Source organism: Dyella mobilis (assembly GCF_016904945.1).
GTDB lineage: Bacteria > Pseudomonadota > Gammaproteobacteria > Xanthomonadales > Rhodanobacteraceae > Dyella_B > Dyella_B mobilis.
In genome coordinates this window covers 1015742-1036255 of the sequence record NZ_JADIKF010000040.1, presented here as the reverse complement: position 1 = coordinate 1036255, position 20514 = coordinate 1015742, and the positions used below count along the sequence as shown (strand labels likewise).

Annotated in this window: 17 protein-coding genes; 10 read left to right on the top strand and 7 right to left on the bottom strand. The window is 62.9% G+C overall.

Translation table 11 applies throughout. The features are described from left to right. Positions 1–185 precede the first annotated feature (185 nt). Entirely contained in the window at positions 186–2318 is a 2133-nt protein-coding gene (locus tag ISS99_RS21100) for a M13 family metallopeptidase (protein ID WP_204633570.1), read from the bottom strand. A gap of 314 nt (positions 2319–2632) precedes the next feature. On the opposite strand from ISS99_RS21100, the gene ISS99_RS21095 reads away from it, so the two are divergent. Together ISS99_RS21095 and ISS99_RS21090 are read left to right on the top strand one after the other, a co-directional pair. Next, a complete protein-coding gene (locus ISS99_RS21095) occupies positions 2633–4270 on the top strand; it encodes a phospholipase C (protein ID WP_239538262.1) in 1638 nt (545 codons plus the stop codon). An 82-nt stretch (positions 4271–4352) separates the two neighbouring features. After that, positions 4353–5972 carry a multicopper oxidase family protein gene (locus ISS99_RS21090; RefSeq protein WP_284343662.1) on the top strand — a complete coding sequence of 540 codons (1620 nt, stop codon included), beginning with the start codon at positions 4353–4355 and terminating at the stop codon, positions 5970–5972. Between the two features lie 112 nt (positions 5973–6084). Here the strand turns inward: ISS99_RS21090 and ISS99_RS21085 are convergent, their stop codons facing one another. From ISS99_RS21085 to trxA, 5 genes are all read right to left on the bottom strand, one after another. Continuing rightward, entirely contained in the window at positions 6085–7893 is a 1809-nt protein-coding gene (locus ISS99_RS21085; RefSeq protein ID WP_425490490.1) for a M14 family metallopeptidase, read from the bottom strand. Next, the gene (locus tag ISS99_RS21080) at positions 7890–8558 is read right to left on the bottom strand and encodes a DUF502 domain-containing protein (protein ID WP_204633569.1); all 669 of its coding nucleotides are present in this window, start codon (positions 8556–8558) and stop codon (positions 7890–7892) included. Before ISS99_RS21080 ends, ISS99_RS21085 begins: the two co-directional genes overlap by 4 nt. 46 nt (positions 8559–8604) lie before the next feature. Further along, positions 8605–9654, bottom strand: a complete 1050-nt coding sequence (locus tag ISS99_RS21075) for a tellurite resistance/C4-dicarboxylate transporter family protein (RefSeq protein WP_204633568.1) — start codon at positions 9652–9654, stop codon at positions 8605–8607. 93 nt (positions 9655–9747) lie between these two features. Then, complete coding sequence (locus tag ISS99_RS21070; protein WP_204633567.1) at positions 9748–10236, bottom strand: DUF4442 domain-containing protein; 489 nt, start codon at positions 10234–10236, stop codon at positions 9748–9750. Between the two features lie 74 nt (positions 10237–10310). After that, positions 10311–11180, bottom strand: a complete 870-nt coding sequence (gene trxA / locus ISS99_RS21065) for a thioredoxin (protein WP_204633566.1) — start codon at positions 11178–11180, stop codon at positions 10311–10313. Between the two features lie 110 nt (positions 11181–11290). Here trxA and ISS99_RS21060 point away from each other — a divergent pair, with 110 nt between their 5' ends. The 8 genes from ISS99_RS21060 to nadD all read left to right on the top strand — a co-directional run bounded on the left by ISS99_RS21060 (position 11291) and on the right by nadD (position 19878). After that, positions 11291–11938, top strand: coding sequence for a paraquat-inducible protein A (locus tag ISS99_RS21060; RefSeq protein ID WP_204633565.1), 648 nt, complete (start codon positions 11291–11293; stop codon positions 11936–11938). Next, a complete protein-coding gene (locus tag ISS99_RS21055) occupies positions 11935–12561 on the top strand; it encodes a paraquat-inducible protein A (RefSeq protein WP_204633564.1) in 627 nt (208 codons plus the stop codon). Before ISS99_RS21060 ends, ISS99_RS21055 begins: the two co-directional genes overlap by 4 nt. Next, positions 12554–14245, top strand: a complete 1692-nt coding sequence (locus ISS99_RS21050; protein WP_204633563.1) for a PqiB family protein — start codon at positions 12554–12556, stop codon at positions 14243–14245. The genes ISS99_RS21055 and ISS99_RS21050 overlap by 8 nt, the downstream gene beginning before the upstream one ends. Further along, a complete protein-coding gene (locus ISS99_RS21045; protein ID WP_204633562.1) occupies positions 14242–14847 on the top strand; it encodes a PqiC family protein in 606 nt (201 codons plus the stop codon). Before ISS99_RS21050 ends, ISS99_RS21045 begins: the two co-directional genes overlap by 4 nt. 123 nt (positions 14848–14970) lie before the next feature. Further along, the gene (leuS, locus tag ISS99_RS21040; RefSeq protein WP_204633561.1) at positions 14971–17604 is read left to right on the top strand and encodes a leucine--tRNA ligase; all 2634 of its coding nucleotides are present in this window, start codon (positions 14971–14973) and stop codon (positions 17602–17604) included. A gap of 4 nt (positions 17605–17608) precedes the next feature. Then, the gene (locus ISS99_RS21035) at positions 17609–18196 is read left to right on the top strand and encodes an LPS-assembly lipoprotein LptE (protein ID WP_204633560.1); all 588 of its coding nucleotides are present in this window, start codon (positions 17609–17611) and stop codon (positions 18194–18196) included. A gap of 5 nt (positions 18197–18201) precedes the next feature. Beyond that, a complete protein-coding gene (gene holA, locus ISS99_RS21030; RefSeq protein ID WP_204633559.1) occupies positions 18202–19212 on the top strand; it encodes a DNA polymerase III subunit delta in 1011 nt (336 codons plus the stop codon). 30 nt (positions 19213–19242) lie between these two features. Then, entirely contained in the window at positions 19243–19878 is a 636-nt protein-coding gene (gene nadD, locus ISS99_RS21025; RefSeq protein WP_204633558.1) for a nicotinate-nucleotide adenylyltransferase, read from the top strand. On the opposite strand, the gene msrB is transcribed toward nadD, so the two are convergent. After that, the gene (msrB, locus tag ISS99_RS21020; RefSeq protein ID WP_425490489.1) at positions 19871–20500 is read right to left on the bottom strand and encodes a peptide-methionine (R)-S-oxide reductase MsrB; all 630 of its coding nucleotides are present in this window, start codon (positions 20498–20500) and stop codon (positions 19871–19873) included. The genes nadD and msrB overlap by 8 nt on opposite strands. Between the last annotated feature and the right edge of the window lie 14 nt (positions 20501–20514).

Sequence of the window (20514 nt, the reverse complement as noted above, 5' to 3'; positions counted from 1 at the left end):
GGGTAAGTGCTTGGGTGAGCGCTTCATGAGAGATTCGTGAGCCCACGGGTTATCGCAAGTGCGAGCTACCCCCTCCCAGCCTCCCCCTGCTTGGGCAGGGGGAGGAGCACATAAAAAAAGCCCCGCGTTTGCACGCGGGGCTTTTCGTTTTTTACATCACGGCAATCAAGCCGTGATCGGGCGAGTTACCAGATCTTCACCTGCTTGTCGCCCGAGCGAACCATCGGGTCGGTCGGCTTGCACTGGAATGCTTCGGCGAAGGCCGGCATGTTGGATGGCGCGCCGATCGCGCGCAGCGAAGCGGGAGCGTGCGGATCGGTGTTGAGATACAGCACCGCCTGCTTCTCGCGGATGTTGTTGCGCCACACGCGTGCCCAGCTCATGAAGAAGCGCTGGTCCTGGGTGTAGCCGTCGATCTTTTCCTGCGCTTCGGCCGGGTTCTTCTTCATGGCGTCCTGCAGCGCGTCGTAGGCCACGTTCAGGCCGCCGAGGTCAGCGATGTTTTCGCCCAGGGTCAGTTCGCCATTGACGTGCACGTCTGGCTTGTCCTTCAGCGGCGCATAGCCGTTGAACTGGTCGACCAGCTTGCCGGTGCGGTCCTTGAACTGAGCCTTGTCCTTGGCCGTCCACCAGTCGGCCTTGTTGCCGTCGCCGTCGAACTGCGAACCCTGGTCGTCGAAACCATGGCTGGATTCGTGGCCGATCACCGCGCCGATGCCGCCGTAGTTGATCGCGTCGTCGCCGTTGGCATAGAAGAACGGCGGCTGCAGGATCGCGGCCGGGAAGTTGATCGTGTTGGTGCTCGGGTCGTAGTAGGCGTTGACCGTCTGCGGGGTCATGCCCCACTCGGTGCGGTCGGTCGGCTTGCCGATGTGGCCGATGTCGTAGTCGTAATTGAACTTGCCGGCGGCCATCACGTCGCCGTAGTAGTCACCCTGCTTGATATCCAGGCCGTCCCAGGTGCGCCAATGATCGGGGTAGCCGATCTTGGGCAGGAACTTGTTCCACTTGTCGATGGCCTTCTGCTTGGTCTCGTCGCTCATCCAGTCCAGATGCTCGATGCGATTCTTCAGCGCTTCGCGCACATTGGTGACCAGTTCCTGCGCGTGAGCCTTGGCTTCGGGGGTGAACTCCTTGGCCACGTAGAGCTGGCCCAGTGCTTCGCCCATCGATCCGTTCACGGCGCCCAGCACGCGCTTCCACGTCGGGGTCTGTTCCGGCTGGCCGGACAGGGTCTTGCCGTAGAAGTCGAAGCGGTTGTCCTGGAACGCGGTGCTGAGGTACGGCGAGGCGTCGTCGATCGCATGGAAGCGCAGGTAAGCCTGCCACTGCGACGCGGGCGCCTTGGCCAGCAGTTTGTCGAACTCGGCGAAGAACTTCGGCTGCGACAGCGAGAAGCCCTTGTCGATGGTGAGGCCCTGGGCCTTGAAGAAATCCTGCCAGTTGAAGTGCGGGGTGACCTTGTCGGCGGCGTCGACGCTGACGAAGTGGTACTCGTTATCCAGGTCGCGCATTTCGGTCGGCGACAGGGAGGCCTTGGCCAGCTCGGTTTCGAAGGCCAGCACGTCGTCGGCCTGCTTCTTGGCATCGGCTTCGGCGACGCCGGTCAGTTCCAGCGACTTGGCGATGTAGCCCTTGTAGGCGTCGCGGATGTCGGCGTACTTGGCATCGGTGTAGTAGTCGCGCGTGGGCAGGCCCAGGCCGTTCTGGTTGGCGAAGCCGATCTGGATCTTGGCGTCCTTGAAGTCGGCGCCCGAGCCGAAGTTGAACACCTGCTGGTCGCCTTCGGCGAAGCGGTCGGTGATGAACTTGGCCACGTCGGCCGGCGTCTTGATGGCGGCGATCTGGTCGAGCTTGGGCTTGATCGGGTCGTAGCCGAGCTTGTTGCGAGCATCCTGGTCCATGCCCGCCTGGTACAGGTAGCCGATCTTCTGTTCGATCGAATCCGACTTGGCCTGCCCGGCGTTCTTGGCGGCGGCTTCGACGATGTCGTGCTGGGTATTGAGGCTCTTTTCGCGGAGCACGTTGAAGGCGCCCCAGCTGGTGTGGTCATTCGGGATCGGATTGGCGGCGATCCACTTGGAATTGACGAAGCCGTTGAAGTCCTGGCAAGCATTGATGCCGCTGTCCAGCTCGTTCACGTCGAACACGCTGGTCGGCTTGGCTGCGCTGGCGGTGGTCGATGCGGCGGCGGGTGCAGTGGCGGCGGGTGCCGGAGCCGGCGTCGGTGCGGCGGCCGGTTCCTGCTTGCCGCAGGCGGCCAGTGCGAAAGTGACGCTGGCTGCGAGCAACAGCGGCTTCAAATGCTTGTAGGTCATGGATATCCCTCTTCTAGGTCAATGAATCGCCCGCAGGCGGCTTCCGATGGTGCAGGCCGGTTGTGGACACTCCCCGTTCCGGCCATGACCCACCAAGCTAGGTCAAAGGTCATGAGCCCCATAGTGTCAAAGGTCAGGGGTAGGGTGTAGGCGTATAGGCCGTTATTGCGTGGCCGGATTCACGGTCTTGAATCGGAAAGATGACAGCGGCAGCTTCGTCGCCTGGCTGTTACAGGCCTGTCATCGGGGTTGGCTATGGTCGTGGGCTATCACGCTTAGGGGAGCGTGCCCATCGACCGTCACCGGAGACTGCCATGCGCACTCGTCTTGCCGTCTGTCTTGCCGCAAGTTTGCTCACGCTGTCCGTTGCATCCTCAGCCCAGGGTCCCGATTCCGCCGATTTCCATCGCGGCGGGGATCACGCGCGCACCACCACCCCGATCAAGCACGTGGTGGTGATCTTTCAGGAAAACGTTTCTTTCGATCACTACTTCGGCACCTATCCCTACGCGCAGAATATGCCGGGCGAGCCGGCGTTCTATCCGGCACCGTTCACGCCGCGCGTGAATGGGTTTACGCCGCAGCTGCTGAGCAACAATCCGAATGCCGCCAACGCCGGCAACGGCACGGGCGCGATCAACCCGTTCCGCCTGTCGCCCGCACAGGCGGCCACCGCCGACCAAGATCACGATTACCAGCCGGAACAGCAGGCGTTCGATAACGACGCGATGGACCTGTTCCCGGAATACACCGGTTCGGGCGAAACCTTGCCCGGCGCCACCGCCGCCGAGGAAGGCAATGGCCAGGTGATGGCCTATTACGATGGCAATACCGTCACCGCGATGTGGCATTACGCGCAGCACTTCGCGATGAGCGACAACAGCTACGGTTCGACCTTCGGTGCATCCACGCAGGGCGCCATCAACCTGATCTCCGGCCAGACCAACGGCATCAGCGATTCGATCGCCGCCGGCGGTGTGGAAGTGGCCGATGGTCAGGGCGGCTATACGCTGGTCAGCGACGCCGATCCGACCGACGACGTGTGCTCCACCAGCAGTGGCGCGCGCGTGCACATGAGCGGCAAGAACATCGGTGATTTGTTGAACGCAAAGGGCATCACCTGGGGCTTCTTCGAAGGCGGCTTCGATCTAAGCACCGTCAACGCCAACGGCACCACCGGCTGCAAGCGCAGCACGTTGTCGACGGTGACGCAGACGGTGAAGGCGGATTACATCCCGCATCACCAGCCCTTCCAGTATTACAGCAGCACGTCCAATCCGAACCACGTGCGTCCGACCTCGGTGGCGATGATCGGCCACCAGGGCGATGCGGCCAATCATCAGTACGACATCAACGACTTCTACGCTGCAGTGGAAGCGCACAACATGCCGGCAGTGAGCTTCCTGAAGGCGCCGGGCTACCAGGATGGTCACGCGGGCTATTCCGATCCGCTGGACGAGCAGGCCTTCGTCACGCACGTGATCAATTTCCTGCAGAAACAGCCGGAGTGGCGCGATACCGCCGTGATCATCGCGTATGACGACTCCGACGGCTGGTATGACCATCAGGCCGCACCGCACGTCAACGGCTCGCAGAGCAGCCAGGATGCGCTCACCGGAAGCGGCCAATGCAATGCCCGCAGCACGCTGGCGGGTGTGAACAGCAACGGCCAGCCGGTACAAGGGCGCTGCGGCTTCGGCCCGCGCCTGCCGCTGCTGGTGATCTCGCCGTGGGCGCGCCAGAACTATGTGGACCACGCGCTGACCGATCAGACTTCGATCACCCGCTTCATCGAAGACAACTGGCTGAACGGCGAACGCCTGGGCGGCGGTTCGTTCGACAGTGTGTCCGGCAACATCAACGGCATGTTCGATTTCTATCTGCCGTTCCCGATGAACCGCCGCTTGTTCCTGAGCGAAAAGACCGGCGAGCCGCTGGCCCGCAACTGGTAAATTCGACGCAGCGAGCCGACGCATCGCGCATCGCCCCATTCCGGTGGGGCGATGCTTTTTTGCTTTCAACGGAATTCATCCAGTGCCGCCTTCACGTCGCGATTTCCTGAAGTGGTCCGTGCTCGGCCTGGGCGCCGGTACGTGGCCCGCGTTTGCGCACGACATGGCGTCCATGCCCAGGGCAAAGATGGGCGGTGGCGGCCTGTGCAAGCACGCGGTGGAAGACCATCCGAATGTGCCGTTGCTGCTCGATCCGACCAGGCTGGCGGCGTTCGTCGATCCGTTGCCATTGCCGCCGGTGTTGCGCGCAGATCAGGGCAAGCTGATCCGTATCGACATGAAGGAAACGGAGCAGCGCCTGCATCGCGACCTGGCGCCGACGAGGGTGTGGACCTATGGCGGCTGCATGCCCGGCCCGACGATCGAGGCGCGCAGCGGAACGCCGATGCGCATCGAGTGGCGCAATGCGTTGCCGGCGAAGCACTTCCTGCCGATCGATCATCGGCTTCACGGTGCCGAAAAGGACAAGCCCGAAGTACGCGCCATCGTGCACCTGCATGGTGCGCGCGTGCAGACCGCCAGCGACGGCTACCCCGACGATTGGTACGTACCCGGCCAGTCGCGCGTGAGCACCTATCCGAACGAGCAGGATGCGGCGACGCTCTGGTATCACGATCATGCGATGGGCATCAATCGCCTCAACATCTACGCCGGCATGTTCGGCAGCGTGTTGTTGCGCGACGAGCACGAGCAATCGCTCGGCCTGCCGCAGGGCGAGCAGGAGATTCCGCTGACCTTGAGCGATCGCCTGCTGACCAAGGATGCGCAGCTCTATTACCCGGTCTCCGGCAATAGCGAGGCGCCGTGGGTGTCGGAGGTATTCGGCAATGCGATGCTGGTCAACGGGGCCTTGCTGCCATACCTGGATGTGCAGCCGCGCCGTTATCGCTTTCGCGTGCTCAATGCGGCCAATGCGCGCTTCTTCCGTTTGAAGCTGGCCGGCGCACGGCCGTTCCAGCAGATCGGCAGCGATCAAGGCTTGCTCGCAGCGCCGGTCGTGCAGAAAAACGTATTGCTCGCGCCTGCCGAGCGAGTCGACTTGGTGATCGACTTTTCATCGATGGCCGGCCAACAGGTGGAACTGATCAACGACGCACTGCCGATCATGCAGTTTCGTGTCGGTACGCGAAGTGTGCACGACGCCAGTGTGGTGCCGGCGGTGCTGCGCGACGTACCGCGCATGCCCGAATCCACTGCCGGCAGCAACCAGCGCCTGATGACGCTGGATCAATACGACGATTGCGTGGCCGAGCCGATGCTGATGTTGCTCAACGGCAAGCGCTGGCATGAACCGGTAACCGAAAAGCCGGTGCTTGGCAGCACTGAAATCTGGAGCTTGATCAACCTCACGGACGACACGCACCCCATCCATTTGCATCTGGTTCGGTTCCAGATTCTCGACCGCCGGCCGTTTGATCAGGGCCAGTGGCTGGCATCGAAAACCATCCGCTACACCGGCCCAGCACAATCGCCGCCGCCGGAAGAAGCCGGATGGAAGGATGTGGTGCAAGCGTGGCCGGGCATGATTACGCGCATCATCATTCGTTTCGACGGCTACGTGGGCCGTTACGCATGGCATTGCCACCTGCTGGAACACGAGGCGAACGAAATGATGCGACCGTTCGAGGTAGTGCCTGCCTGATGGTGTTTGGAGAACAGGCTGGTTACCCCGGGCTTGATCCGGGGTAACCAGCGATGTCGGGCTCGATGTCGGGTTACGCTGCGCTAACCCGACCTACCGTGAGTGCCGCCGGCTATTTGGTCCCGAGTATGGCCAGCTGTGCAGCATCCAATCGCAACACCGGATACCGCCCCACATTCTGCGCCGCGTACCAGGGAGAGCGCTCGAAGAAGAATTCCAGCCGTGCGCGGCTGTCGGCGGCAAAGGCCGGGTCGGCGCGCAGTTTTTGCTCGAATTCGGTTTTCAATGCGGGATCTTTGGCGATCATGTCGCGTGCCAGCTTTTCCAGTACGCGCGGCTCGCCATATTCCTTGGCTTCGAAGATCTCATTGAGATAGCCCCAGTGCAGCAGCGAATCGGGCGCTTGCGGTTCGAGCAGTTCGATGGCGACGTTGGCGTCGCGCTGATCGAGTGGCACGACGATCGATCCGGGCGACAGGTTTACTTCGGTAGGTAGGCTTTCGAGCGTGAAGCTGCGCAGCATGAGGTGGCCTTCGAACGGTTCGCTGGCCCAAACGGGATGGCCCAGCTGGTAAGCCTCCGCCTGCACTTGTTTCATGGGGTGGCCGATGCGGCGGTAAGCAATGCCGTGCGCATCGAGCTTGTCGATGATTGATGTCCATTCCCCGGGCACCACATAAGCCGCCGGCGGTGTGATCGAAAGATCAGGCAGCAAACTGTTCCAGTTGTCGATGCGGTAGTTCCGCGGTTTGCTGGGGTCGTATTGAATCCAGATGTCGTTGGAAATGTCGCTGTGGGATAGCGTGAACGCGTAGCCCTTCAATTCGAAGGGCTCGGGTGTAGGGTCGAGCTTGAAGGTGAGCGGCACCGTTGCATGGCTGTCCGCTGCGCGAGCGATGGTATCGGCGTCGGCTTTTTCAGTGACTGCCAGCAGGTCGGCGGGATGACGATTGATGTCGTCCAGCAGCACGTGCAGCAAGTCGTAGACGGCCTGCACGCGCACCTCGTACGGCTTGAGCATATGCGTTTCCAGCAGCAGCGCCGGACGGTTCTGCAAGGCGGCGTAACCGGTGGAGAAGCGCGGGCCTGACCCGAAATTCTCGATGCCTTTGCGTGGATCACGTGCGTCCTTGAATTCCAGGTAGATCGAGGCGAGATGGCCGAGCTTTTCATAGGCCGGCATGGTGTCGTGGACGATGGTTTTCTTCTGCCAGGCGTCGATGGCCGGATCGAGCTTGTGCGGATCTTCGGTATACCAGGTCAGATCGTATTGGTAATCGGCGCCGTCGGTGGTGTGCACATCGACCAGGAAATTCGGCAGCCACGTCTGCCACAGTTTCAGCCAGGCGCGCATTTCCGGTGCATCGGCCTTGATGTAGTCGCGATTCAAATTGAGGTATTGCGACTGGCCACGAAAGCCCATGCTCGCCGGGCCGTTCTGGTTGATGCGGTGATAAGGCGAACTGTTTTCGTGTCCGTCCACGCTGAATACGGGAATATAGACCAGCACCGCGTGGTCAAGCAGATGCGGGAATTTTCCGGTGACGGCGATATCGCGCAGCAGCATCAGGCCCGCGTCCTTGCCTTCGATTTCGCCCGGATGGATGCCTGCTTGTACTAGCACGATGGGTTTGTGTGCGGCGCGGGCGGCTTGTGGCGTGAACGTGCCGTCGCCGCTGGCAATGACCACGGTCATCGGCCGGCCCTGCGGTGAGATGCCGAAGCTTTCCAGCTTGATCTTGCCGGGCGCGGCTTGCTGCAGATGCTGCAGATAAGCCAGGGTCTGCTCGTAGTTGGGCGTGGTCGCGAAATGCGCAGCTTCGGCGGGTGTTGTCCAATTGTTGTCGCGCGTATCGGCGGCAAAGGCCGTTACCGCGAACGTGGCGAGCAAAATCGATAGCAGTGCGCGCCCGCGGATCACGCAGGGTTTCCGTTGTGTTGGATTTGCTTGGACGCCGGCAAGGTATCCGGTGCGACCGCGCCGCCGGAAATGATGAACGCCATGGCCTGGTCCATCGTCCAGTCGGTGGGCGTCACCTCGTCTACCGGCACTACTTCCAGATAGCCGCCGGTCGGGTTGGGCGTGGTGGGAATGTAGACGGCCGCCATCTCGCGGCCGGTGCCTTCCTCAGTCATCACGCGGGTGACGAAACCGACTACCTTCATGCCTTTGCGCGGAAAATCCACCAGCACCACGCGTTGCACGCCGCTGGGCTTGTTTTGCAATACGGCCATCAGTTTCTTGGTGCCGCCGTAGATGGTCTGCACCAGTGGAATGCGTTGCAACAGCGTGTCAAAGGCGTGCAGCAGGCGCTGCCCGATTACCCGGTTGGCAAGAAAGCCGATGGCGTACAGGGCACCCAAGGTCAAGACCAGGGCCAGCAGATAAGTAGCCCAGCTCTGGTTGAGCTGGGTGGCCGTTTGCGGTGCCACGAAACCCAGCGTACCCAGTAGTGCCGATACCAGCGGCGTGCCCAGTTCAACCAGCAGGCCGAGTATGAATTTGAAAACCAGGAAGGTGACCCACAAAGGCATGAAGGTCAGCAAGCCGGTGAGGATGTAGCGTTTGAGTCGCAGCGGCGGCATGGGGAGGCGCGTCGAGGAGGGGAGCGCCCATTGTAGGCGGAGCGGGTCAACGATGCGGCAATCGGCGGTGCCCAAGGCTCTTGCGATAGAGGCGGCGCAAGCCGATAGCCGCCACCAGCGCCCACAGCAGCAGGCTTGCATAGACGCCTGCCGCCGGAATGGGCAGCAGGAAGGGCGCGTCCAGTGCCTGGGCCAATTGGTAAGTACCTACGCTGTACATGCCGATCGGGAAGACGATGTCCCAATCGTCAGTTTCGTAGCGCAGCGGAACGTGTCGCCAGCCGTGTCGCCAGATTTCCAGAATGACCAGCAAGGGTATCCACCAGCTTGCTGTCGCCCAGAAAAACAGAGTGAAGCCTTTGACGAAAGGTTGCAGTGCCATTAGTGGCCCTGTCGCAGGCGATTGCAGCACGATCAGGCTTCCCGCCAGGGTGGTGACCGCGAGCGCGCCCATGTCGATCCAATAGGGCGGACTGAACTGATAAGCGCGCAGCGGAAAGAACACCATACGGTAAACCACCAGCGTGATGATTAGCAGATAGAGTGCCGCTCCCAGCAAGTAAAGGCACAGCGACGCAAACAGCCACAGCACGTGCCGATCGCCCGCCAGCAAGGCGAGCAGCGTGGCCAGTGCCTGCGTGGCGACCACGGCCACCAGCCAGCCGCCGTTGATGCTGCGGGTGAAGCCGGGCTTGATGCGTGCCGTAATGGTTGCGGCGAAGAACAGGTAGATCAGCACCAGCCACTGCGCAGCGCCAGCGACGGCCAGCCACGTCGCGAGCTTCGGCAGCGGCACCACCAGCACGCATTGGCTGCCCAGGATGCAGGTGGCTGCAGCGAGGGTGAGAAACCCCGCGCCGCGCGAAGGATTGATGAAGTCGGCGATCACCTCGTTGCGAAAACGCGCGAGGCGCAGCGCACTCAAGGCCAGCAGCCAGACATAGAGAAAAAGGTTCAGCCAAAACATGCACCGCGCGACGGTGGGCATGCCGTGTTCGCTGGCAGCAACCGACACGATGCCGGTCGCCATGACCAGGGCGAAGCAGTCGGGGGCGAGTCGTCGGACTCGCACCAGGGCGCTGTCGATGGCAGCCATCGCGTCTTCCCGCCAACGAAGATCGAAGGCGATTATCCGCTGCCGCGCCGGTTAACCGGCGTGAAGAGCCGGATGTCGAGGATGCCGGGGCGGCTACGCCTCCGACGCGACGGGTTGCCGGGCGGCATTCGGGCGTTCGCGCGGCTTCAGCCGCACGTAGATCTGCTTGCGCACGATGGCGATGACTTCGCCTTGAGCGGTCTTGATGTGTACCTCGAACCAGCGCAGCACTTTTTCGCCCTCCGCGGCGGCCTTGCGCAATTCGTCCAGAACGCCCGGTTCGAGTTTGAAATGCGCGTAGACGTCGGTGCGGCCTGGCGCGACGAAATCGATGGCGCCGGCCTTGTCCCACACGTAATGGTCCTCGCCCAGATGATGCAGGATCAGCAGCATCCAGAACGGGTCGGTCATGGCGAACAGGTTGCCGCCGAACTGTGCCCGCACGTAATTGCGATTCCACGGGCGCAAGCGCAGTACCACGCGTGCTTCGGTGTAACCCTCATCCAGGCTCAGCACGCGGATGCTGTTGCACAGGAATGGCGGCCACAAGTTCAGCAGGCGGCGGAAGGTGGATGCGCGCATCGGGAGTGCTCCGGGGAGGAGCACTCAGCCTACCATACTGTTACGTATGGAATGGATTGCGGCGCTAACGGGCCTTAGAACAGCAGGGACGACATGCGCCGGCGATAGCGTCCCACCAGCTCCGCGTCGTCGAGCGTATTGAAGGCGGCGATCAGGCGTTTCTTTGCTTGTCCGTCGCTCCAATCGCGCGCTTTTTCGAGCACCAGCAGCCAGTGTTCCAGGCCTGCGGCGGGATCGTCGCCGAGCAGCAGGCGCACGCCGAGCAGATCGTGCGCTTCCCAATCCTGCGGATCGGCGTGCACGCGTTGCTGCAACGCGTCCAGCGACGGCTTGCCTTCGAGCGAACGGATCAGGTCGAGCTGGCTGCGCAGTCGCACGGCGCGCGCATCGGTTGCCAGGTTGGCGGGCAGGGCGTTGAGTTCGGCTTCGGCGGCCGAAGCCTGGCCGGCCTGGGCCAGCGCGATCGCCAGGTCGAGTTTCAGCTCGCCGCGGTCCGGGTCGGCGGCGATCTGTTGCTGCAGACGGAGAATGGTCTGTTCGGGCGATTCCAACGGCGCTTCCGCATCGGGCGCTTCATCGAGGTCGCCTTGCAGCGGTTCCATGTGTCGGGACAGAAATTCGCGCAATTGACCTTCCGGCAAGGCGCCGGCGAAGCCGTCCAGGATCTGGCCGTCTTTCACCAGCATCACGGTGGGGATGCTGCGGATGCCGAACATGCCGGCCAGCTCCTGATGCTGGTCGACATCCACTTTGGCGAGGCGGAAGGCGCCGTTGTATTCGTTGGCCAGTTTTTCCAGCAACGGGCCGAGCGACTTGCAGGGACCGCACCAGGTTGCCCAGAAATCGACCAGCACCGGGGTCTGCAAGGAGGCTTGCAGCACTTCGGACTCGAAGTTTTCCGTGGTTACGTCAAAAATGGGCGAGGCGGTTACGGTGGCGTTCACAAGCGGCTCCTGAGTCTTATCCCGGTTGAGGTCGGGGCTGCGCGGAGGATATCAATAGTTCAGCACACGCCTACGCGCATGCTCGCCGGGGATTTGCGAGAATTAGCCTCATGACACTGCCATCTTCCAGTTCCGCACGTGCGCAGACGGCATCGACGCCGGATCTGCTGATCTGCGAGCACTGCGACACGGTTTATCGCCGCCGGACGCTGGTCCGTGGCGACGTGGCGCGCTGCGTGCGTTGCCATGCGGTGCTGGAGCGGCATCAGCGGATCGGCCTGAACGCGATGCTGGCGCTGGTGGCCACGGTTGCGGTGGTGTTCGTGCAGGCCAATGTCTGGCCGATCATCACGTTGGGCTTCAACGGCGAGCAGATCCACGCCCGGCTGTGGGGCATCATCCTCATGATGTGGCAGGAGCATTCGCAGGTAGTAGCGGTGTTGGCGGCCGCCACACTGTTTTTCTTCCCCCTGTGCAGGATGCTGGCGCTGGGCTGGTTGTTGACCTACGCCAGGCGGGGGAGGCGCGCGCCGGGGTTCCGTCCACTCATGGTGATGCTGTACTACATCAGGCCCTGGACCATGAGCGAGGTGTTCGTGCTGGGCGTGCTGGTGTCGATCGTCAAGGCGCAGCTCTACTTCGACGTAAAACCGGATGCCGGCGCGTTCGCCTATGCAGCGCTGGCCCTGCTCATTACGGTGTTTTCCGGTATCGACATACGCCAGTTGTGGGACAAGATTCCGGAGCAGGCAACGTGAGCACCTCTCTGCCGCGCGCGCACGAGCTGGGCCTGATCGGCTGCCACGTCTGCGGACTGGTATGCCGCGACACGAACATCGAGCACGCGGCCTGTCCGCGCTGCGGCGGCGCGCTGCACCGGCGCAAGCCCAATAGCTGCGCGCGTACCTGGGCGCTGCTGATTGCCGCCTTCATCCTGTACATTCCGGCCAATGTGCTGCCGATCATGCGCACGGTGAGCCTGGGCGACGTGGACGACAACACCATCCTCAGCGGCGTGGTCGAGTTGTGGGTGAAGGGGTCGCCGGATCTTGCCGTCATCGTGTTCACCGCCAGCATCGTGGTGCCGATGATGAAGTTCCTGGTGCTGGGCACCTTGCTGATGAGCGTGCATCGCGGCACCAATTGGGCGCGTACGCAAAGAGCCAAGCTGTACCGCCTGGTGGAGTTCATCGGTTACTGGTCGATGCTGGACGTATTCGTGGTATCGCTGCTGACGGCCCTGGTGCAGTTCGGCTTCTTCAGTGCTGTGGAACCTCTGCCGGGCGTGGTGTATTTCGGCCTGACCGTGGTGCTTACCATGCTCGCTTCCATGAGTTTTGATCCACGCCTCATATGGGATTGCAAGGACGAAGATGACTGAAAAAAATTCACCTGACTTGGAGCACGGCCTGCCCCAGCCGGTGGTACGGCATCGTCGTGTCAACGTATCCCTGATCTGGCTGGTGCCGATCGTGGCGGCCCTGATCGGCCTGTCGCTGGTCATCCATGCCTGGATGCAGCAAGGGCCCGCCATCAGCATCAGCTTTCAGACGGCCGAAGGGCTGGACCCCGGCAAGACGGTGGTGAAATACAAGAATGTGGTGATCGGCAAGGTCACGACCATCCGGCTCAGTCCCGATCGCCACCGGGTGGTGGTCAAGGTGGATCTGGAAAAAAGCGCTGCAGGCATTGCCGTGTCCGATACGCGCTTCTGGGTGGTGCGCCCGCGCATCGGCCTGGGCGGAGTGTCGGGCATCGATACCTTGCTGTCCGGTTCCTTCATCGGCGTGGACGTCGGCGATTCCCAGCAGCAGCAAACCGATTTCGTGGGGTTGGAGACGCCGCCTTCGGTGACGCACGATGCCGAAGGCAAGAGCTTCGTTTTGCACACGGGCGACCTCGGTTCGCTCGATATCGGTTCGCCGGTGTACTTCCGGCGCATCCAGGTCGGCCGCGTGGCGTCTTACAAGCTCAATGACGATGGCAAGGGCGTGACGCTGCAGATTTTCATCGAAACCCCCTATGACAAGTTCGTTACCACCGATTCGCGCTTCTGGAATGCCAGCGGCGTGGACGTCTCGCTGGGTGCGGACGGCCTGAAGCTCAACACGCAGTCGCTGGCTACCGTGCTGGCCGGTGGCGTGGCTTTCGGCGATTCACCGGGGCCGCACCCGAATCCGACCATGGCCAGCCAGGATGCAGCCTTCACGCTGTTCGACACGCAGGCCAATGCGATGGCTCCGCCAGACGGCGAGCCGCATTTCATCCGCATGCGCTTCGACCAGCCGCTGCGTGGCCTGGCAGTCAATGCGCCGGTGGAATTCCTCGGCATCAACATCGGCAACGTGGTCTCGATCCGCATGGACTATGACGAAAAGACCGGGCACTTCCCGATCTACGTCGGTGCCGTGATCTATCCCGATCGACTCGGTGCGGCGCACGAGAAGCTGCTGGCGCTGGCCAAGTCGCGCGGCGACAACAACGACATTTCCCACGTGATGGGCGTGCTGGTGCAGCACGGCCTGCGCGCGCAGGCGAAGATCGGCAACCTGCTGACCGGCCAGCTGTTCATTTCGCTGGATTTCATCAAGAACGCGCCGAAGGCCGACTACGATCCCAACGTTCGCCCGGTACTCATTCCCACGGCTCCGGGCAACTTCGACAAGCTGCAGGAGCAACTGGCGGATATCGTGGACAAGGTCCAAAAGATTCCGTTTGACAGCATCGGCAACAACCTCAACCAGACCCTGGCTTCGCTCAACCAGACGCTGACCAAGGTCAATACCCAGGTGTTGCCGCAATTCCAGACCACGCTCAAGGGCGCCAACCAGACATTGGGCGCCGCCAATGACGTGTTCTCCGCCGATTCGCCATTGCAGCAGAACCTCGGCAACACCTTGCAAGAGTTGCAACGCATGGCTCGTTCGCTGCGCGTGCTGACCGATTACCTGGGTACGCACCCCAGTTCGCTGATCAGGGGGCGCAGTGCGGATGCGCCGCCGCCGGCGACGGGATCTTCCAACGCCACACCTGCCGCCACGCCGCAGCAAGGGAACAAGCCATGATTCGTATGCGACACCTGATGGCGGTCATGGGCACAGCGGTTCTGGCGGCCTGCGCGTCGGCGCCGGTGCATTACTACACGCTGGTGCCGGAGCCTGACAGCGCCCCGGTCAACGTGGCTCCGGCCGGGTTTCAGTTCGAGCTGCTGCCGGTGGGCATTCCCGCGCAAAACGATGTGCCGCAACTGGTCGTGCGGCAGGGAGGGCAATCGGTAGCCCTGGTGGACGGCGAGCGCTGGATCGCCCCCCTTGCCGAAGAGGTACGCAGCGCACTGTCCGTCGATCTCTCCCGGCGCCTGGACACGCAGGACATTGGCAGCGGGCTGCCGGCCGACGGCAAGCCGGTGCTGCGCATCAAGGTCGATCTGCGCCGCTTCGATTCTGCGCCGGGCAGCTACGCACTGATCGAGGCGACGTGGTCGGTGCGCCCATTGAAGAGCGGGACCGTGCTCACCTGCAGCAGTCGCATCGAAGAGAACGTAGGGCAGGGTTATGGCGGGCTGGTTGCCGGGCATCAGCAGGCCCTGGCGGAGCTGGCGGGGCAGATTGCCAGCGTCGCGCCGGCGCTGGTGGCGGGCAGTTCGGCGGCTTGTCCTACCCGGTGAAACCGCTGCCAGGGTGGGGCTGGCGATCCAAGCCTCACCCTATTTCTGCTAGTCTGCCGCGTTCCATGCAGTGCACGGCGGCGGACGCCTTGCGCTGGCAAATACGCATAACGGCGCCGGATCATGCAGGATATTCAAGACCAGGGTTCCCCCAACGATTACAGCCCGCAGGCGGTGGAATCCGCTGCGCAGCAGTATTGGAATGCGCAACGCGCTTACGAGGTGAAAGAGGATACCTCGCGGCCGAAGTTCTATTGCCTGGCCATGCTGCCGTACCCCTCCGGTGCGCTGCACATGGGCCACGTGCGCAATTACACGATCGGGGACGTGATCAGTCGCTTCCAGCGGATGAACGGCAAGAACGTGCTGCAGCCGATGGGCTGGGATGCGTTCGGCCTGCCGGCGGAAAACGCGGCGATCAAGAACAATACCGCGCCCGCCAAGTGGACCTACAAGAATATCGACCACATGCGCGACCAGCTCAAATCGCTGGGCTACGCCATCGACTGGTCGCGCGAATTCGCCACCTGCCGCCCGGAGTATTACCGCTGGGAACAGTTGATGTTCACCCGCCTGATGCGCAAGGGCATGGCCTACCGCAAAAACGCGGTGGTGAACTGGGACCCGATCGACCAGACCGTGCTGGCCAACGAGCAGGTCATTGACGGCCGCGGCTGGCGCTCCGGTGCGCTGGTGGAAAAACGCGAGATTCCGCAGTGGTTCCTGAAGATCACCGACTACGCGCAGGAACTGCTCGATGGTTTGGACACGCTGCCCGGCTGGCCGGATGCGGTCAAGACCATGCAGCGCAACTGGATCGGCCGCAGCGAAGGGCTGGAAATCCATTTCGCCGTTGAAAACGAAGCCGAGCCGCTGACCGTTTTCACCACGCGCCCCGACACCTTGATGGGGGTGACCTTCGTATCGATTGCCGGCGAACATCCGCTGGCACTGAAGGCAGCCAAGAGCGATCCGAAGCTGGCTGCTTTCCTGGAGGAGCTCAAGCACGGCGGCGTGTCCGAAGCCGAGCTGGAAACCCAGGAAAAACGCGGCATGTCCACCGGTCTGTTCGCCATCCATCCGGTCACCGGCGACAAAGTGCCGGTGTGGGTCGCCAACTTCGTGCTGATGGGCTACGGCACCGGCGCGGTGATGGCCGTACCTGGCCACGATGAGCGCGATTTCGAGTTTGCGCATAAATACGGCTTGCCGATCAAGCAGGTGATTGCGGTCGAAGGCGCGGATGCCGACTACGATCCGCAGCATTGGAAAGACTGGTATTCCGACAAGACCCGCGCCGACATGCGCGTGGTCAATTCCGGCGAACTCGACGGCAAGAACTATCGCCAGGCCTTCGACTTTCTCGCGGAAAAACTGCAGGCGAGCGGCAAGGGCCTGCGCCGGGTGAACTGGCGCCTGCGCGATTGGGGCGTCAGCCGCCAGCGTTACTGGGGTTGCCCGATTCCGGTGATCTATTGCCCGAAGTGCGACGCGGTGCCGGTGCCGGAAGATCAGTTGCCGGTGGTGCTGCCGGAAGACGTGGCGTTCTCCGGTGTGCAATCGCCGATCAAGGCCGATCCGGAATGGCGCAAGACCACTTGCCCGCAATGCGGCGGCGCGGCCGAGCGCGAAACCGATACCTTTGACACCTTCATGGAGTCGAGCTGGTACTACGCGCGCTACACCAGTCCGGGTGCGAACGGTCAGGTCGACGAGCGCGCCAATTACTGGCTGCCGGTGGATCAGTACATCGGCGGCATCGAGCACGCGATCCTGCATCTGCTGTATTTCCGCTTCTATCACAAGCTGATGCGCGACGCCGGGCTGGTGAAGTCGGACGAGCCGGCCACCAATCTGCTGTGCCAGGGCATGGTGATCGCCGAGACGTTCTATCGCGAAAACGCAGATGGTTCGAAGGATTGGATCAATCCCGCCGACGTCGAAATTCATCGCGATGAAAAAGCGCGCGTGGTCGGTGCAGTGCTGAAGGCCGATGGTCAGCCGGTGCAGATCGGCGGCACCGAGAAGATGTCCAAGTCCAAGAACAACGGCGTCGATCCGCAGACCATGGTGGACAAGTTCGGTGCCGATACGGTGCGCCTGTTCTCCATGTTCGCCGCGCCGCCGGAACAGTCGCTGGAATGGAGCGAGGCGGGCGTGGAAGGCATGGCGCGCTTCCTGCGCCGCTTCTGGCGCGAAGTGATCACGCACGTCGGTCAGCCGGACCATCCCGAGGTCGATCCGGCTGCGCTCGATGCCGGGCAGAAGGCGCTGCGCCGCCAGCTGCACGAAACCATCCAGAAGGTCAGCGACGACTTCGGTCGCCGCCATGCCTTCAACACCGCGATTGCCGCGTTGATGGAGCTGCTCAACGCCGTCGGCAAATTCAGCGATCAGAGCGACCAGGGGCGCGCGGTGCGCCACGAAGTGCTGGAAACCATGGTGCTGCTGTTGAACCCGGTGGTGCCGCACGTCAGCCACGCGCTGTGGCAGGCGCTGGGCCATCCACAGCGTGTGCTGGACGACCAGCCCTGGCCGAAGGTGGATTCGCAAGCGCTGGTGCGCGATTCGCTGACCCTGGCCGTTCAGGTCAATGGCAAGCTGCGCGGTACCATCGAGGTGCCCGCCAATGCCTCCAAGGAAGAAGCCGAGGCGTTGGCGCGCGCCAATCCCAATGTCGCCGCTTTCCTGGATGGGCAGACGGTGCGCAAAGTCATCGTGGTGCCTGGCAAGATCGTCAACATCGTCGCAGGATGAGTTCATGAACCACCGCGTGCTCAAAGTCCTTTCGTTGCTGCCCCTGCTTGCTCTGGCGGCATGCGGCTTTCACCTGCGCGGCAGTGCCGCCTTGCCCAAGGGCATGGAGCGGGTGCACCTCACGGTCGGCGGCAACGGCGATTTCCAGCGCAAGCTGGTGCGCGCCCTGGTGGCGTCGAACGTCCAGGTCGAGGACAAGTCGGGCCCGGGCATTGCAGAACTGCACGTTCCCGCGCAGAACTTCAACGTGCAGACGCTGACGGTCAACGGCGTTGCGCAGGTGACGGAATTTGCCGTGCGCTTCCACGTCGTATTTACCGCGACGGATCCGGACGGCAAGCTCATCGTTCCGGACGAATCGATCGATCTGCAGCGCGAATACAGCTACGACGCCAGCCAACCGGTGGGTACGCAGGCACAGATGGAGCAAATCCAGGGCAGCCTGATCGACGACGCCATCCAAGCATTGCTGTTCCGCTTGCAGGCGGTGGCCAGGCATGGCGAGCAGGCGGCGGCCAAGGCTGCCGGTCCGTTGCCGGCCAACGCCAGCACGGTCGCGCAACCGCCGCAATATTCGCCGCCGATCGACTGAGTCGCATGCCGCTCAACCACGCACAGTGGCAGAAGGCGTTGGCTGGGGACAGCCTGAGCCCGGTCTACCTGCTTGCCGGCGAAGAATTGCTGGTGCTCGAGGCGGCCGATGCCCTGCGGGCGCAAGCGCGCAAGCTTGGCTACACCGAGCGCGACGTGCTGGACGTGGGTGCGCATTTCGATTGGGATGAACTGGCGCGCTCCGCCGCAGGCATGTCCTTGTTCGCCACGCGCCGCCTGCTGGACCTGCGCCTGCCGACCGGGCGGCCAGGTGTGGAAGGCGCCAAGGCGATCAACGAGTTCTGTGCCAATCCGCCTCCCGACGTCAGCCTGCTGATTACCGCGGTGGAATGGAGCAGCAAGCACGAAGGTGCCTGGACCAAACAGGTGGATGGCGCCGGCAGCATGGTGGTGTTCAATGCGCCGCGGTCCAACGAATGGCAAGCCTGGGTCGGCGCGCGGCTGGCTTCGCGCGGCCTGAGTGCGGCACCGGAGGCCGCGGCCTTGTTGGCCGAACGGGTGGAAGGCAATCTGCTTGCGGCCGCGCAGGAAATCGACAAGCTTGCCGTGCTGCACGGACAGGGCAGGATCGATGCGGCCGAGATGGAACATCTGGTTGCCGATAGCGCCCGCTACGATGCTTTCAAGCTCAGCGATGCCGCGCTCGGCGGCGATGGTGCGCGTGCCTTGCGCATTCTCGACGGGCTGCGTGCCGAAGGCGAGGAGCTGATCGCCTTGATGGGTTGGCTGGTCAATCAGCTTCAGCTCGCCATGCGCCTTGCCAATGCGCGGGATTTCGCCGCGCAAGCGCGGGCCGAGCGTCTGTGGCCGGCACGCGAACAGCTGTTTCGAAAAGCGCTGCGTCGCGCGCCGCGCGAGCACTGGATGCAGTGCCTGGCGCGCGCTGCGCGCATCGACCGCATCGCCAAGGGGCGCGAAGCGGGCGATGCCTGGCTGGAAGCCCAGCGCTTGATTGCAACCATGGCTGAGCCGCGGGCGGCCGGGGCGCTGGCATGATGAACAGGCACGACAAGTAGGAAGCTTGGCATGAATCCGCTCGCTATCTTCGGCGGTACTTTCGATCCGATCCACATCGGCCATCTCAGCGTCGCCTGGGAAGCGGCCGAACTGCTCGATGCCGAGGTGCGGCTGATGCCGGCGAGTGTTCCGCCGCATCGTTCGCCGCCTACCGCCAGTGCCGAGCAACGCGTGAGCATGTTGCGCGCCGCGCTGCGCGGGCAGACGCGCCTCAGTCTGGATACGCGAGAACTGGACCGCAGCGGCCCGTCCTACACGATCGATACGTTGTACGAGCTGCGCAGGGAATTTGGCGATCGTCCGCTGGTATTGCTGCTCGGGGCCGACGCCTTCGCCGGTCTGCGCAGCTGGCATCGTTGGCGCGACCTGTTCGATGTCACGCACGTCGGCATGTTGAACCGTCCCGGCATCGAAGCCTGCATTCCAATCGAGTTGGAGCGCGCCGTGGCGCCGCGTCGCACGGATGATTTCAGCATCATTCGCACGCAACCGGCAGGAAGGGTGATAGAGCTTTCCGTCACCCCGCTGGAAGTATCGGCCACGCGCATTCGCGAATTGCTGGCTGCGGGACGCGATCCTCGTTACCTGCTGCCCGCCGGGCTGTTCGACGATCCATCCCTGCTGGCACCTTATCGCGCTAGCTGACCCGGAACGCGACAAACCGCATCGCCACCGAATTCATGCAGTAGCGTAGACCGGTCGGTGCCGGACCATCGTCGAAGACGTGGCCCAGATGGCTGTCGCAGCCGGCACAGCTGATCGCCGTGCGGACCATTCCGTAGCTGGTGTCATTGCCTTGGATGACATTCTGCTTGGCGATCGGTTGCCAGAAACTGGGCCAGCCCGTGCCGGAGTCGAATTGCGTGGCCGCGTCGAACAGCGCCGTGTCGCAGCCGGCGCAGCGATACATGCCCTTGCTGTTTGGTTTTTCGTGCGGACCGCTGAATGCGCGTTCCGTACCGTTGCGGCGCATGACATTGAAAGCCGCATCGGAAAGGCGCTGATGCCATTGTTCGTCGGTCAGTACCAGCTTGCGTACGTTGCATGGACCCAGGTTGTGGCCGTCGTCGTCGGAAAAGCATTCCAGCAACAGAGTTTGTGCCGGTGACGCCGCCGGTGTGGCTGCAGCCGTCGTGCCGGTGCCTTTGCCGCCGGCAAACAAGCGAGCCGCCGACAGGCCGCCAACGGTGAACGCGGCACCGCCGCCCAGTACGGCGAGCAGGAAGCGGCGGCGATCCATGGCGAGGTTGTGAGAGATGGAAGTCACGTGAATCTCCTTAG